Raw genomic sequence first — 15,666 nt, 5'->3', positions numbered from 1 at the left:
GAGACGCTTCTTAGGTTTTAATAAGTGTCTCTAAGACCTCTTGAAGCTTATTTTTATTAATCGGTTTAGATAAAAACTCGTCCATTCCCACTGCTAAACATGCAGCACGGTCTTCTTCAGTATTATTCGCAGTAAGCGCAACGATAGGAATGTGATCGCCTTGCGCTCGAATAGCTTGGGTCGCTTGTAGTCCATCCATCACCGGCATCCGGCAATCCATTAATATAAGAGCAATCTCTTGCCGCTGCGTTTCCAATACATCTAACGCTTGCTGCCCATCTTCTGCCACCACACTACGATAGCCGAGTTTAGCTAATATTTTACATGCTATTTTCTGATTGGTTGGACTGTCCTCGACCACTAGAATAAGAGGCGATAAGATTTCGCTCGCAGTATTGTCTGCTGCTAATGGGCTATTATCGTCTTTAACGCTTGCTTGTGGTATGAGCGCCTGCCTGATGGGTAACGTCAAGCGCAGTAGCTCAGATAGCAATAACGTTGCATCCAACGGCTTGGTTAGAAAGCCGTCACATTTATCTAATAACATAGAAGGAATGCGGCGCTCAGACTTCATGCTTAGTAATATCTTTGGTAGCGCTGGTTTAGCCAGTAGATGATTTAAAACATATTGTCTATCAATATTTATAGATGCCTGATTTTCTAAGTTAAGTTGTCCCTCTAGAGCATTCGCTTCGAGGCCTTCTACTTCAGTTTTTACATGGGTTAGCTGTTTATGACTGATGTTTTTACTATCAGTTTTTATCTGAGTTGATAAAGCGATAGTGAGGCTTTCATAATATTCATAATCCAGTAGTAGGATAGGGGCGAGTGTCTGCTCTTTTTGTGCCAACTGATCTATTAACTGTTGTAAAGTTGCTTTATTTACAGCAGTGAAAATGGTCGCTGGTATGGATAAATGCTCGCATAAGCGTTGTAGATGTTCAGTGGCAAGTGGTTGATTGATAATCGCGATGAGATGAATGTGCTTTAAATGAGGGTTGAGATGGTAGATAGGTTGATAATTTGGATGACTACAAGGTAAATAAAGACTAAAAACACTTCCTAAATTGGGCGTACTTTTTACTTCGATAAAGCCGCCTAATAATTTAGCAAAACTATGAGAAGTCGTTAGTCCAATGCCTACCTGAAGAATTTTAGGGCTTATTTGACTCTCTGTTTGCACATATGCCTTATTGTTTGCTTGATTATTTGCTCGATTGTCTTCTGGTTTGAGTCTTTGACTAAAATAAGCGCTCAATTGACTTTGCTTGCTTGTCTCTAACCCCATTCCGCTATCTTGTATGCTAAAACGAACCCAGTCATGTGATGAGTTTGTTTTATTGCTTTCATTTACCGCTATTAAGCCGTCGCCGTCTTTGGTATTTGATAACTGTGCGCCGTTAACCGCTTCGATGGTAAGTGCAACATAGCCAGCAGAAGTGTATTTGATGGCATTATCTAATAAATTGCGTAATATTTGTTGCAGACGCTTAGGGTCAGTATTAATACAACGCGGACAATCAGGGGTAAAAAAATACAGCAGCTCAAGCCCATGCTGCCTTGTACTAGCTACTAATGAATGAGTCACCTGTTGTCCGATTCTATAAATGTCGACAGGCTCAATGTTAAGACGGGTTTTCCTAACTTCTATCTCCCCTATATCTAACATATCGTTGAGCATAATGAGCATAGAGTGACTGGCTTGAATTAAGGTATCTAAGGTTTGGTTCTGATCGGCCGTCAACGTAGTGGGATCAATGGGTTCGAGTGTGTCAATCATCGCCTCTAATGGCAGGCGTAAATCACGTCCCATGGTTGATTTGAGTGTATTAAATTCATCCAACTGTCGCTGCATTTGCAGGTTTTTTTGTTGTAAGTCCGCAGTCTGATTGACCAGCTCATTAATATTATTGAGCAGTACGGTAAAACCATGAACTTGTCCATGCTCACCAAACCACGGTGTAATATGTAATTGATAGGCTTTTTTATTCACCAACCCATAGACCATCAATGTGCGTGTAACACGAAGATTCGCCAGTTTTTGTAGCAGTAATTGAGTAGAGGTATCTTCAGAAAAGACGAAATCTGTCAGATGATAGTTGCTATCACTTTGAAACAAAGTCGCAAATACCTGCTCAAAACGTTGATTGAAAAAGCTAATCTGACCATGTCTCATAACCATCAGCATGGGTAGCGGTGCGTGATCAACCAAACGCTCTAAACGATGCTTAAGCGTGGTAATACGGCGATGATTGCTATGCAGCTGATAGTTTATACGACTGAGTGAGTGACCCAATTGCAAAAACTCAGGCGTGGTTCCTTTTTCAATAAATGGCGGTGGGGTATAGCCATCTTTTGCGTGGCTACTTAAGTTGTCGGTATAAAGTAGTAGCTTTTCCCAATTGGCACGGCGCTTTAACGTATAAAGCAATGCTAAGGCAAAAAACATGATGGCTGTCATTAACGGAAGCCAATATCGATAAGATATCCAATTAATATCAAGCGGTTTATGCCGCAATATTGTATAAATCTTATGACCACTGTCAAGCTTAATACTTCCTACTAAACTATGATTGGTGAGCGTATAGGCACTATGAGTACGACTATCGGATAGCAACGAGGTGACAATGTTAGGAAACATGATGCCAGTAAATTCACGCTCATTAGGCTGGGTATAGCGGTGAATATACGTTTGACCAGACGGCAGCATAAGAATTAGCTGGTAACTAATATCTTTAAAAAAGGGCTTTTTTAATATTTCTTTGATCTCAGCATCTATAGGATTGGCGTGTTCAGTAATCTCATATTGCAATGAATGAAAAGCCTCTATACTGCGCTGTTCGCTATCATTTCTCATCTCATAAAACATCGTGAAATAATACAATGACAACATGGCCAGCAGTGTCAAAGTATAGAAAATCAGCAAGCGTTGTAGAGACTGAAACTGTTGCATAAAGGCATGACCTTAAGTCGGCATGATGATATATAGTGAATTTTCGATACCTCTGTTAAATTTGATTGTCACTCCTTAATGGATAAATAAGCGCTATATAACAATTCAAAAAATGAGACGAGGTCTTATTGCTATTATAAAGATAAATAGCGTCATTAGTAGCGCTTGATTGAGGCTATTACAATCATGGCACAACGCTACAAACTCACCTATAATAGGGCAATTACTTATCAATAATGCCTAACTATGACGACACTTGCTTGCGCCCCTGATTCAACCTTTGATACTACTGAACCTCAGCAAACAACGATTGCTGACGAGCTGCAGCGTAATAACCCGTTAAGAGTGGTATTCGCTGGTACTCCGGAGTTTGCTGCTATCAGCCTTGAGGCATTAATTAAGCAGCAAGAAGCGCTCAATATAGACATCGTCGCCGTCTATACGCAGCCTGATCGCAAGGCAGGACGCGGACAAAAACTGGCTGCTTCTGCCGTAAAGCAAGTGGCATTGGCGCATGATATCGCCGTTGAGCAACCTCTTACCTTTAAAAAATCGAGCACAGAAGGGTTAGCGGCGCGGCAGACCTTGCGTACTTATCAGCCAGATCTCATGATTGTAGCTGCTTATGGACTGATTTTACCTATTGGGGTGTTAACCACGCCTACTTATGGTTGCCTAAATATTCATGCTTCATTATTGCCGCGCTGGCGCGGTGCAGCGCCGATTCATCGTGCACTATTGGCTGGCGATGATGAGACAGGCATTACTATTATGCAGATGGATAAAGGGCTGGATACGGGCGACATGCTTTATAAAGTGAGCGCTAATATTGAGGCTAATGATACGGCTGCCAGCCTACATGATAAGATGGCTGCTCTTGGTGCGACCGCTATCAGTACGGTGCTACAGGACTTAGCCAACTATCAAGCACAGGCTATTGCTCAAGATGACAGCCAAGCTAATTATGCTGAAAAATTGGTCAAAACTGAAGGCGAAATTGATTGGACGCAACCTGCTGCTGTGATTGAGCGGCAAATCCGCGGATTGACACCATGGCCGGGTGCTTACACTTTCTTAGCAGGGCAGCGCGTTAAAATATTAGCCAGCTTGCCTGTTAATGCTTCACAGCAAACCGAGAAGCCTGCTGGTACCGTTATCAGTGTTGGGCGTAAAGCGATTTTAGTTGCCTGTGGCAAAGAAAATAATGCTGAGCAAACTACTAATGGTACAACTGCTGCTGATAGGCAGCTGGCCAGTACTTTAGCCATAACCAATTTACAGTTTGCTGGTGGTAAGCCGATGACGGCTGAGCAGATTTGTCATGGCAATCAGCTAAGCGATGGTGATCAGTTCACGACAGATCCGAAATAATTTAATCTACTTTACTTATAAATAACCCAACTTGCACAAGACGCTATTCATCATACGTCAAGGAAATTCAATTTAATGAGACAAACCACCGCTGCGCCTAGAAATAATAAACTTAAACCGTCAAGCAACCTTATTATGAATGGTAGCGTCCGCGTCCGCGTGATTCGAACTTTATTGGCTATTCAAAACGGTCAATCACTCGCAAGCGTCCTTGACCCATTATTAAACAGTCTGCACGACGGTGACAAAGGTTTTGCCCATGCGTTGCTACTAACCACGTTGCGTCAATGGTATGCCCTTGAGCGCCTACTAGATAGTCTGGCTGATAACCCTATTGATGAAAAAGAAGTTCGTACTACTATTCAAGTAGGTTTGGTGCAATTGTTATACTTAGGAGTGGCGGATCATGCGGCGATTCATGAAACGGTTGAAGCAGCGAAAGAAATTGGGTTTGCTCATGCGACTGGTTTAATTAATGCCATCTTGCGTAAAGTCGCTAAGAACCCCAGTAAATTCCGTAAGAAGTGTGATAAAAAACACAGCTTACCTAATTGGCTTGCCTATCAGCTCAAGCAAGATTGGAGTGACGAGTATGACGATCTGATGCAAGGTTTACGTCAACCTGCGCCCATGTTTTTACGCGTGAACTCTTCTATTACTTCTGTCGATAGCTATCAGCAAGCATTGGTAGAGACAGAGATCGAGGCGGATTTGGTTGAGCTAACGAGCGGTTTCAACTTACCTAACTCGTCAGATGCAACTACATCTATGGCTCTATCAACCAAAGGTCTAAGATTACATCAAAGTACAGCAGTCAGCGCTTTGCCACAATTCGCTGAAGGTGCTGCCAGCGTGCAAGATATGCATGCTCAGCTTGCTGCACCACTTATTCATAAAGCTTTGATGAATAAGATTAGCGCTGAGAATGAGAATGCTAACAGCGCTAATAGCGACACTAAAAATGCCGAGCTGCATATTTTAGATGCTTGCGCAGCACCTGGTGGTAAGCTTGCTCATTGGTTAGAACTCATAAGTTCAGCTGAGCAGTCGCCTTTGTTTCACGTGAAACAAAGCGATGCAGAAGTAACGTCTACGATTTCTAAAATCAAGCTAACCGCTATCGATAATGAAGCGCCGCGTATTGAGCGTATTTATGAAAATTTACAGCGCCTGAATTTAACACAGCAAGATTTACAGCAATCTAAAAAAGAAATTGAGCTAAAAATTGTCTGTGCCGATGCCACCAGATGGCAAGGCGCTGGTAAAAAAGATAAAAACGAACCTGTATTTGACGCTATATTACTTGATTCACCTTGTACAGCGACTGGCGTGATTCGCCGTCATCCTGATATCAGTATCTTGCGTACCGAAGAAGATGTCGAGCAAACCGCATTATTACAAGCAGATATTTTGCATAACTTATGGCCACAATTGAAAGCCGGTGGTTATCTGCTGTATGTGACATGCTCTATTTTAAAGCAAGAAAACGTCGAGCAAATGCAGGACTTTGTTAGTCATCATGATGATGCAGTAGCGATTGAATTTAGCGAAGGTTGCAGCTGGGGTATCGCGCAAGCTATTGGTCGTCAATGCTTGCCTATTGATAGCAACAGTGGTGATGGTTTCTATTATGCGTTGCTGCACAAAACTGCTGAATAAACCGTTTTAAATATTGAACAACATTATTGTAGACAGGACAATCTAATGAAATATATCAGTACCCGTGGTCAGACAGCGCCGATGGATTTTAGTGATGTACTCTTGATGGGTCTTGCACCGGACGGTGGTTTGATGCTGCCTGAGCATTATCCAAACATTGATAGTGCGACGCTTGATGAATGGCGCGCGCTTAGCTATCCACAGCTTGCCATGACGATTATGCAGCGCTTTGCGACCGATATTCCTGTGGCTGACTTACAAGATATTATTGAACGCACTTATACCGCTGATATATTTGGTAGTGAAGAGATTGTTCCTGTACGCAAGCTCGAAGATAATTTATATATTCTAGGCTTATCAAATGGTCCGACCTTGGCATTTAAAGACGTTGCCATGCAGTTTTTAGGCAATGCTTTTGAATATGTGCTTAAAAGAAAAGACGCACGTATTACCATCATCGGCGCGACCAGTGGCGATACCGGTAGTGCGGCGGAATACGCCTTGCGTGGTAAAGACAACATCGAAGTCTTTATGCTATCACCGCATGGCAAGATGAGTGAATTCCAGCGTGCGCAGATGTATAGTTTAACGGACGATAATATCCATAATATCGCCATCGATGGTATGTTTGATGATTGCCAAGATATCGTCAAAGCTTTACAACAAGATGCTGAATTTAAAGCGGCTTATAATTTAGGTACAGTGAACTCTATCAACTGGGGTCGCATACTGGCGCAGATTGTCTACTACTTTAAAGCCTACTTCGCCGTGACTTCAAACAACGATGAAAAAGTCAGCTTTAGCGTACCGTCAGGGAATTTTGGTAATATTTGCGCCGGTCATATCGCCCGCGAGATGGGCTTACCAATTGAGCGTTTAATCGTTGCGACTAACGAAAATGACGTGCTTAATGACTTCTTTAATCAGGGTGCTTACCAGCCGCGTCCGACCGATAAAACCTATGTAACCTCAAGCCCATCGATGGATATCTCTAAAGCCTCCAACTTTGAACGTTTTGTGTATTTATTACTCGATAAAGATAGTACTCGTGTTAAAGAGTTATTTGAAGGCGTAAAGTCGGGTCAAGGTTTTGATTTATCTGACTTGATGCAAGCGGTCAATACGCGTTATGGTTTTTCCGCGGGTAAATCTACTCATGGTGACCGACTAGACACGATCAAAACGCTTTATGAGCAGTATGGTGAGCTGGTAGACCCGCATACCGCGGATGGCATAAAGGTTGCTAAAGAGCTGAAGCAAGCGGGTGAAGTGATTGTTTGTGCAGAAACAGCACTTCCAGTGAAGTTTGCTGAGACTATCATCGAAGCAATTGGTCAAATAGATATTGCCCGCCCAGCTCATACAGAAGGATTGGAAAGTTTACCGCAATACGTGGTGATACTGGATAATAACGCTGAGTTGGTCGCCGAGCAAATCCGTCAGTACGTCACGCCAAATCCAGCTTAACAGCTGTAGATATTCACATAGCGTATTAAGATTAATATCCAATTAAAGGTTACGCTATTGTAATAAAGTGTTTATGATTGTGTTATGGTAGATATAATTGTAATATTAGAAATAGCGTCGGCGAGTCATTATTATTCTACACGCTTTTTTAGCAATCATACCCGTCAATCACATCAGTCAATGACACTAAATAGCTGCTCTATAGGCGTTATGATAACGGTACTGTCAGTCAATAATGCTCTTAGTTTTTATCATTATTTTTAAATAGTGATAAAATATTCAGGGTCATTAATAGGCTTAAATACTGGTGATTATGGCGCTAACAGCGTTACATATTGTGGATATAACAATGAAGATGAGCTTAAAAAATATCGCAAAAGCGCTATTGGTTACGACCTTTAGTGGTGCAATGCTGATGAGCACTGCCCACGCTAATAATCCACCGCCAACCATCAAGGCAGATGCACCCAATCGCTATATTGTTAAAAAAGGCGATACTTTATGGGATATCTCGGGACGCTATTTAGACAGTCCATGGCGCTGGAAAGAGATTTGGGCAACCAATAAGCAAATCAAAAACCCCAATCTCATTTATCCTAACGATATTCTGATTCTATGTGTGATTCAAGGTAAGACGTTGATTGGTGTGGACACTGGCGAAGGTTGTGCTGGGGTCGAAAAACAACTAACAGGTAATGTGGTTGCTAGCACGGTTGCTGTTACCTCATCGGTCAATAGCATTCCACCTATTCCATGGTCTGCCATTCAACATTGGCTTGATAAAAACATCATTGTCAATCCAGCAGATTTTAATACCACGCCATATATACTCGCCTCTAAAAAAGGTAACTTAATTACCGCAAGTGGCGATAAAGTTTATGCCAAAGGCGTGCCACTTATCGTTGGTCAGCGTTATGGAATCTACCGTGAAGGCGAGATGTATGTCGAACCTAAGACTCAAAAAGTTATAGGTTTAGAAGTCACACAGGTAGCGACTGGCTTGGTCACTTCTACAGAAACCAATGGTGTTACGAGCTTGCAGCTTATTAATAGCTATGGCAAAGAAGTGCGTGAAGGTGATCGGGTTTTTGTTGAGCTCGATAATGCTATCCCGCCAGTGTTTTATCCGACGCCTGCAACTGTCAATCGCGGTGGTATGATCGTCCGCGTCATGGATTCTATTAGCTCAGCTGCCAAGGGTAGTGTGGTTGCTATTAACTTAGGTAGCACGCACGGTGCCAAACCGGGCGATGTGTTAACCGTTTATCAAAAAGGGGCGGTCATACGCGATATCAAAGATAATGATACGCCTGTACGCTTGCCGAGTGAGCCTACTGGCATGGTGATGGTATTCAACACCTTTGATAATATCAGCTACGCTTATGTGCTTGAGTCGGAGCTACCTCTCAGCGTTGGCGATCAGCTACTGCCACCTGCCTATTTATAAGCATATATAAAGCTTGTTTTTGAAAGTAACTCTAAGTCCGCCTATACGAGCCAAGTGATTATGACGGCAGCCTCCCTTTCTTTATCAGATCATCAGCGTGCCGTACTGGCGCTGTGGTCTGAGGTAAATGCGTCATTATCTGCTTATTATAAGCTGGTTACTTCTTTCGGTAATGCTGAGCTTGCTTGGCAAGCCAAAGTAGAAGCATGGCGGCAGTTGGGTATTCACCATACTCACCTAACGCGTCATGAACAGCCAGAGCAAACGCGTGCCAGTATCGATAAAATCCAACAAGCATTAATAGAGGGACGTTATGGTCTATTATTTGCCGATCAGCCTGACTATCCTGCGCAATTGCTAGCAATCTATGACCCACCACCACTATTATTTTATCGTGGTGATAAGTCGCGTTTGAATCAAGCACAAATCGCTATCGTTGGTAGCCGAAAACCTACCGCACATGCGCAAAAAACCACCTTTGATATGGCACAATATTTAGCGCAGGCGGGTTATATCGTCACTAGTGGCTTGGCTATGGGCGTGGATAAACGCGCTCATCTTGGTGCATTGGCGCAGGTGGATTCTGAATATCAAGGTCGTACTATTGGCGTTATGGGTACGGGTATCGATGTCAATTATCCCAATCATCACGATAAATTGTTCAACCAAATTATCGACCAAGGCGGCTGTATCATTAGTGAATTGTTGCCGCACACGCTGCCGCACAAGCACACGTTTCCAAGGCGCAATCGTTTGGTTGCTGGACTGAGCCTCGCGACTATTGTGACAGAAGCTACGATTCAAAGTGGCTCGCTGATTACTGCTAGGCTTACCTCGGAGCAAGGCAAGCAAGTCTTTGCCATTCCTAGTCATATTGATAATAGTAATGCTGAGGGTTGTCATCATTTGATACGTGAAGGCGCAACCTTGATTTATCATCCTCAGCAAGTACTCGAAGATGTTAATAGTCAATTAGGCTATAATAATGATTCACGTGCACCAACACACCTACCTAAATCTGATAACGATTCATCGAATAACAATCAATGGCCTAGCAGTCAGCCTTCTAATTCTATAGATATAGACCGAAGCGTTGGCAAAGCTACGGGTCAGCCACCACCTTCTAATATCAAATCTCCTCCTAGTGCTATTGTCGTACCTGAGCATCTAACGCTCGTTTATGAGCAGCTTGATTGGCATGGGCAGGATTTAGATGCGCTTATCGTAACTACCAAGCTTGCGCCACCGCAGCTGATTGGACAATTAATGGAGCTTGAGTTGCTGGGTGTTGTCAGTGTGCATGGCGGGCGTTATCTACGCGTTTAGTCTTATATTGCAATACTTTTAACTTTCTAAAAACATTCTATTGATTTCTAAGTATCACTATCTTAGTCAGTCTTTCTACTGTGCTATGATTAGCGCCTACTTCTCTATCATCCTGAACGTTCAAGCTATGAGCCAATCCAAATTATTCATCACTGATTCTGTCATTCAAGCTGCTAAGTGGCTCAAAGAAGGACAGCTGCTCGCTTATCCAACCGAGAGCGTGTGGGGAATTGGCTGTGACGCTTATAATAAAAAAGCCGTTCAGCGTATTTTGGCCATCAAACAACGTCCACAAGCTAAAGGCATGATCGTTATTACTGATAGCATAGAGCGTTTGGCACCTTTATTAGCCTCTTTAAATGAGGCGCAACGTTACCCCATCCTCAAGAGTTGGCAGACAGATAGTGAGTATATAGATCTACAATATCAGCAAGCGCATACCTGGCTATTACCTATCCCGCAGACGCTTGCTGTGACTATTCCGCCTTGGATCACAGGTCAGCACCAAACTGTAGCTGTTAGAGTTATTAGTCATCCTATTATCCGTCAGCTCTGCCAACAGCTGGTCAGTGCCCATAATCCATTTGGGCTCTTGGTTTCCACAAGCTGCAACCCATCAGCTCAACCTCCAGCGATTAACTTTATTGAAGCATATGCTTATTTTGGTGAGCAAATCAGTTACTTACAAGCTAAGACATTAGGTTATACTTTACCCAGTCAAATACGTGACGCGACAACAGGCTTAATATTGCGTTAAAACACATTTAGCTATTAGACAATAAGTAATATTTTATAATTTCACTCTTGACAGAAATAAAAGAATAGTGCAATATGAATTATTAAGATAACCAAATTATTCAAGATAGTGAGTAGATAGTAATCATGAAACTAAATCCTGTGACCGAAAAATTTATCTTACATTGGGGCGAAATGGGCTCGCAGTGGGGGGTCAATCGCACCATGTCACAGATTCATGCGCTGTTGTTTATTATTGGCAAGCCATTAAATGCTGAAGAAATCACCGAAACGCTTGGCGTTGCACGCTCTAATGTTTCAAACAGTATTAAAGAACTACAGCACTGGGGATTAGTACAAAAGGTTTCGATATTGGGTGATCGTCGTGATCACTTTACCACCAATACCGATGTTTGGGAGTTGGCGCGCATCATTGTCGTTGAAAGGCAAAAGCGCGAACTGGAGCCAACGGTGCAGTTTTTACAAGAGTTGATGGACAGCCCTGAGTTTGAGCATGAGAATAATGAAGTAAAAACTCGTATTCGTGAGACGCAAGAATTCGTTGAGACCGTGACTACTTGGTCTTCTGAGATGCTTAGGTTGCCGACAAGCGCACTTAAAAAGATATTGAAATTGGGCGCTAGCATTAAAAAAGTTTTACGTTAGTGGTGCGTTAATAGTGCCATAGCTTATTTAAAATAAAAAATTTATATATTTGTTTCTGTTATGACAGAAATTTATGTAATGAATTGAAGTTTTATTAGCTCTTTTCATAGTAATAACAAATGGATGTGTCATATGAAAGCGAATAACACACAGGGTAATAAAAGCATAGCGATTAAAAATGCGATCAACGTAGTGCAGTGGCAAGACTTGCGCCAGTTAACTCGCGGTCAAATCGTTTATAACGTTATTCTACCTTATCCATTTTTATTGCTGTCATGGTGGTTTGCCAGTCAATCTTGGTATGTACTAGCGTGCGGCGCTTCTTATTTATTCTTTGCCGCGGCTTTTCGCCAAGCTCATGATGGTTATCATCATAGTTTAGGAACGGGTAAACGCACGACTACTGGGATATTGCTGTTGCTTAGCGTGCTCTTGATGACCAGTTTGCACAGCATTCGAGCCACTCACATGGCGCATCATCGTGACCCATTGGGCGACAGTGACATTGAGGGCAGTCTGGCAAAAGTATCGTGGTGGCGAGCGATGTTAGGTGGTGTCACTTACCGACTGGATATTTATCGCCAAGGACTACGTCTAAGCAGTCGTCGTAATCAGCGTATCGCGTATTTAGAGTTTGGTTTGATTGCTTTGGTCGTCTTGGTTGCTCTCGTATTGACCGCCTTTACTTTTCCTGCTCTTGCTATGTTAGCGCAAATATTGATGTATCACATATTGACCATGACATTGGCCAATGCCAGCGTCGGTATCATTGCCGTGTGGGGCGTACACCATGATTGTGATGAGACGATAGCCCGCACCGAGCGTAATCCATTGGTCAACTTGCTGACCTTCAATTTACTCTATCACGTGGAGCATCATCTATTCCCTGCTGTACCATCCAAACATTTACCGGCGCTCGCCAAGCGTTTAGATGCGGCAACGCCACACCTGACCAAGCAGCATGTATTGCCAACAATGGCTACTATCATGGAATTTATTAATAATTGCTGGAATAAATTAAAAGACAAATATCAAAATAATAATAATAGTGACTGTCCTATTCGTAAGCGTTTTGCCTAAAATTTCGCTAAATATTAACGAAAAATTTCATACTATCAATTTTTTATTCATCAGTTCTTCATAGCAAATTCATCATCGCTACTAACGCACTATTTATACTCAATTAACGACGAATGTTAATAGGATAAATATAATGAAAGCGAATAATAATTTAGGTGCTTATCCTTACTTACCAGTGATTATTTTGTTTGCAGGGCTTGGTAGCATAGTTGGTGGATTAATTGCAGAGCTGGCTTTATTGTTTATCTTTCGAGAAGCAGATTTTGCCCAAATTGGTTATCAGCCATTAGTATACGTCGGTTTATTGGGTTTTATCCCTGCTTTATTAACGGGCGTTATCATCGCTAGTCAAAAGCTATGGCGCGAGGATCATAAAAGTATACGCACGACGTTTTTAGTAGGGTTTATAACCTCAGCAAGTTATATGGGTGCAATTGTCCTATATTTAGGCATCAACTCATGGATAGAGGTTGGCGTGCTGTTGGCATTTATGGCTGGTGTTGGGCTATTTGGTGCTATTAACTCAGCTATCGCTGGCTGCATAGCTTTACCAAAAGTATGTAAAACTGGTTTTGATATCAGCGCTAAAAAAGAAGACGATGGTTATAAAGGATTAAGTTTTACTGAACAATAAGTAATAAATAAAATAATTCATACATATAAGGAGTAGGACATGGATATTTTAATTAGCGGTGGCTCAGGATTTCTAGGGAGCGCTTTTAGTAAAGAGATTATGGCACGTTATCGTGCGCAGAATAAAACCGTGCATATTACTTGGCTCACGCGTGATAGCAGTCAGGCACATCCTAACGATATTGAAATGGTGACTTATGATGAGCTGGCGAGTTCTGATAAACGCTTCGATGTGATTTTAAATCTAGCAGGTGCGGGGATTGCTGACGCACGTTGGAGCGATGCACGCAAAGAGCAACTACTTGCCAGCCGTATGAAACCTACCGAATCATTATTGTCATTCATTGCCCGCAGCAGTATTAAACCCAAACTGTTGGTCAGTGGTTCAGCGATTGGCTGGTATGGTGCACAAGGCAATAAACCACTGACCGAAAGCAGTGGCTTTGAGGTGGATTTTGCTCATCAATTATGTGATAAATGGGAGCAATTAGCATTGACAGCAATCGAATATGGCGTACCGGTGGCTATCGTGCGTACCGGTGTGATTATCCATCCTGAAGGCGGTATGCTCGGCAAGCTTTTGACACCATTTAAAATGGGTGTCGGTGGGCAGTTGGGCGATGGTCAGCAAATCATGAGCTGGGTGAGCCGCGAAGATTGGGTAGGGGCAGCCATATTTATCATTGAGCAGCATCTGGCTGGCAACAATGCTACTAATAATGCTGGGCAAACTAACAAATCCACCACACACGATAATACGCTAAAGACAGCAAATGATACGCCAGCCGTCGTTTATAATCTGACTGCGCCGAATCCAGTGACCAATCATACTTTTACTAAAACATTGGGGGCATGGTTACATCGTCCGACCTTTTTTACTTTACCAGAGTTTTTACTCAAACTGATGTTTGGCGAGATGTCGACATTATTGATCGATGGACAAAAAGTAATACCACAAGCATTACAGAGCGCAGGTTATGAGTTTAAGCAGCCAACGCTGAAGCAAGCGTTAGAGCAGCAAGTATTATAGCAATAGTGGTTAAGAAAGTAGTTTTTAGGATTAAAAATAATAATAATTAAAAGTAATTGTCATCAAATAAGCAGTGGATTGTTTCACATGAAACAATCCACTGCTTATTTTTTTCGAGAACCGATTGATATACAAGCTCTATAAAGTTTCAATAAACTAAGACTCTGTCTTCAATAGGTAAGAATCTTGACGTACTATACGTCCGTCTTCGTTTGATTGAATTTTACTATGTGGCTTTTTATCCTCATCACCCAACTGCTTGCGATTATGAGCAGCATCGTCTTCTACTGGCTGATCCAACCAAAACAAAGCTTTGGTAAAGTCCTTTTGGTCTTAAGTGCTTTTCTGATTAATAATCTCTTTCTCATCTACGGGCTCAGTGAATTTTGGCATGAGCGTTTCCATGTTTATCTGGTTGTTAGTATTTTGCAAGGTTTTATGTTTTATGCGGGCTTAATAACGGCTGTAATTGCAGTAGTTTATGCTCTAATTCTTAAACAAAAACTACGACCAATATCTATCCGTGCGTTTGCCGTTGTCGTTTATATCAGTATTGTGAGCTTGGCAGTATTTAATGCCTATTCGCCAGTCGTACATCGTCTGACGGTAACGACAGATAAAGCTTTAGACAAACCAATGGAAATTGCCTTGGTTTCTGATACGCATCTGGGGAGATGGTTTGGTAATCGGCAGATAGATAAAATGGTTAAGCTGATAGATGCGCAAAATCCTGATGTGGTGGTCATCGCTGGTGACGTTATGAATGATTCCACTGATGCTTATGAAAAAACCAATATGCATGAGCATTTATCAAAATTGAGAGCGCCGCTTGGTGTCTATGCAACCTTAGGCAATCATGATTATTCCGGTAATGAGGTTGCTATTGCCAAAGCAATTGAGCGTGCAGGCATACAGGTTATTGATAATAAAAGTGTCTGGTTGGACGATGCAGTCTTGTTGGTTGGACGTTCAGATGCAACAGATCCTGTACGTCCTGCAGCCGCCGATTTATTAACTAGGGTGGAGGGCAAAAAACCTGTGATTTTTTTGGAACACAGCCCTGACGCCTTAGAAGAAATAAAAGATTTACCCGTTGATTTGCATCTATCAGGGCATACGCATGGTGGTCAGATATTCCCTTTAACTGTGTTGTTAAAATGGTTCACGCCTTTAGTTTATGGTCATGAGCAGATAAATGGCACACAGTTTTTGGTAACGTCAGGTTATGGTATTGGAGCAGTGCCGTTTAGGCTAGGTACGCGCTCTGAGATATGGATGATTACTTTACAATCGACCTAA

At 42.2% G+C, this 15,666-nt stretch carries 12 protein-coding genes; 11 read left to right on the top strand and 1 reads right to left on the bottom strand.

Annotated elements, in window-relative coordinates; genetic code table 11:
• Positions 1 to 10: 10 nt before the first annotated feature.
• Entirely contained in the window at positions 11 to 2,953 is a 2,943-nt protein-coding gene (locus tag EPB74_RS11250) for a response regulator (protein WP_274904220.1), read from the bottom strand.
• Between the two features lie 246 nt (positions 2,954 to 3,199).
• Between EPB74_RS11250 and fmt the strand changes: the two genes are divergently transcribed.
• The 11 genes from fmt to EPB74_RS11195 all read left to right on the top strand — a co-directional run bounded on the left by fmt (position 3,200) and on the right by EPB74_RS11195 (position 15,666).
• Positions 3,200 to 4,324, top strand: coding sequence for a methionyl-tRNA formyltransferase (gene fmt / locus EPB74_RS11245; protein WP_274904219.1), 1,125 nt, complete (start codon positions 3,200 to 3,202; stop codon positions 4,322 to 4,324).
• Positions 4,325 to 4,399: 75 nt separating this feature from the next.
• Entirely contained in the window at positions 4,400 to 5,983 is a 1,584-nt protein-coding gene (locus EPB74_RS11240; RefSeq protein ID WP_274904218.1) for a transcription antitermination factor NusB, read from the top strand.
• A 45-nt stretch (positions 5,984 to 6,028) separates the two neighbouring features.
• Positions 6,029 to 7,450 carry a threonine synthase gene (gene thrC, locus EPB74_RS11235; RefSeq protein ID WP_274904217.1) on the top strand — a complete coding sequence of 474 codons (1,422 nt, stop codon included), beginning with the start codon at positions 6,029 to 6,031 and terminating at the stop codon, positions 7,448 to 7,450.
• Positions 7,451 to 7,799: 349 nt separating this feature from the next.
• The gene (locus EPB74_RS11230) at positions 7,800 to 8,897 is read left to right on the top strand and encodes a LysM peptidoglycan-binding domain-containing protein (protein WP_274904216.1); all 1,098 of its coding nucleotides are present in this window, start codon (positions 7,800 to 7,802) and stop codon (positions 8,895 to 8,897) included.
• A 60-nt stretch (positions 8,898 to 8,957) separates the two neighbouring features.
• Positions 8,958 to 10,223: a DNA-processing protein DprA gene (gene dprA / locus EPB74_RS11225; RefSeq protein ID WP_274904215.1), complete on the top strand. Its 1,266-nt coding sequence runs from the start codon at positions 8,958 to 8,960 to the stop codon at positions 10,221 to 10,223.
• 127 nt (positions 10,224 to 10,350) lie between these two features.
• Positions 10,351 to 10,980 (top strand): L-threonylcarbamoyladenylate synthase, encoded by a 630-nt coding sequence (locus EPB74_RS11220; RefSeq protein WP_274904214.1) that lies wholly within the window; start codon positions 10,351 to 10,353, stop codon positions 10,978 to 10,980.
• A 125-nt stretch (positions 10,981 to 11,105) separates the two neighbouring features.
• Positions 11,106 to 11,624: a GbsR/MarR family transcriptional regulator gene (locus tag EPB74_RS11215; RefSeq protein ID WP_274904213.1), complete on the top strand. Its 519-nt coding sequence runs from the start codon at positions 11,106 to 11,108 to the stop codon at positions 11,622 to 11,624.
• A gap of 132 nt (positions 11,625 to 11,756) precedes the next feature.
• Entirely contained in the window at positions 11,757 to 12,704 is a 948-nt protein-coding gene (locus tag EPB74_RS11210; RefSeq protein ID WP_274904212.1) for a fatty acid desaturase family protein, read from the top strand.
• 133 nt (positions 12,705 to 12,837) lie between these two features.
• A complete protein-coding gene (locus EPB74_RS11205; RefSeq protein ID WP_274904211.1) occupies positions 12,838 to 13,338 on the top strand; it encodes a hypothetical protein in 501 nt (166 codons plus the stop codon).
• A 39-nt stretch (positions 13,339 to 13,377) separates the two neighbouring features.
• Positions 13,378 to 14,367 carry an epimerase gene (locus EPB74_RS11200; protein ID WP_274904210.1) on the top strand — a complete coding sequence of 330 codons (990 nt, stop codon included), beginning with the start codon at positions 13,378 to 13,380 and terminating at the stop codon, positions 14,365 to 14,367.
• A gap of 228 nt (positions 14,368 to 14,595) precedes the next feature.
• Positions 14,596 to 15,666: a metallophosphoesterase gene (locus EPB74_RS11195; RefSeq protein WP_274904209.1), complete on the top strand. Its 1,071-nt coding sequence runs from the start codon at positions 14,596 to 14,598 to the stop codon at positions 15,664 to 15,666.

The organism is Psychrobacter sp. DAB_AL62B, assembly GCF_028895345.1.
GTDB lineage: Bacteria > Pseudomonadota > Gammaproteobacteria > Pseudomonadales > Moraxellaceae > Psychrobacter.
Note: the sequence above shows the minus strand (reverse complement) of the source record. Positions and strands in the feature narration are given on the sequence as shown.

Coding starts and splice junctions, on each gene's coding strand:
- EPB74_RS11250 (WP_274904220.1), bottom strand. CDS start 2,953: ATGCAACAGTTTCAGTCTCTACAACGCTTGCTGATTTTCTATACTTTG.
- fmt (WP_274904219.1), top strand. CDS start 3,200: ATGACGACACTTGCTTGCGCCCCTGATTCAACCTTTGATACTACTGAA.
- EPB74_RS11240 (WP_274904218.1), top strand. CDS start 4,400: ATGAGACAAACCACCGCTGCGCCTAGAAATAATAAACTTAAACCGTCA.
- thrC (WP_274904217.1), top strand. CDS start 6,029: ATGAAATATATCAGTACCCGTGGTCAGACAGCGCCGATGGATTTTAGT.
- EPB74_RS11230 (WP_274904216.1), top strand. CDS start 7,800: ATGAAGATGAGCTTAAAAAATATCGCAAAAGCGCTATTGGTTACGACC.
- dprA (WP_274904215.1), top strand. CDS start 8,958: ATGACGGCAGCCTCCCTTTCTTTATCAGATCATCAGCGTGCCGTACTG.
- EPB74_RS11220 (WP_274904214.1), top strand. CDS start 10,351: ATGAGCCAATCCAAATTATTCATCACTGATTCTGTCATTCAAGCTGCT.
- EPB74_RS11215 (WP_274904213.1), top strand. CDS start 11,106: ATGAAACTAAATCCTGTGACCGAAAAATTTATCTTACATTGGGGCGAA.
- EPB74_RS11210 (WP_274904212.1), top strand. CDS start 11,757: ATGAAAGCGAATAACACACAGGGTAATAAAAGCATAGCGATTAAAAAT.
- EPB74_RS11205 (WP_274904211.1), top strand. CDS start 12,838: ATGAAAGCGAATAATAATTTAGGTGCTTATCCTTACTTACCAGTGATT.
- EPB74_RS11200 (WP_274904210.1), top strand. CDS start 13,378: ATGGATATTTTAATTAGCGGTGGCTCAGGATTTCTAGGGAGCGCTTTT.
- EPB74_RS11195 (WP_274904209.1), top strand. CDS start 14,596: ATGTGGCTTTTTATCCTCATCACCCAACTGCTTGCGATTATGAGCAGC.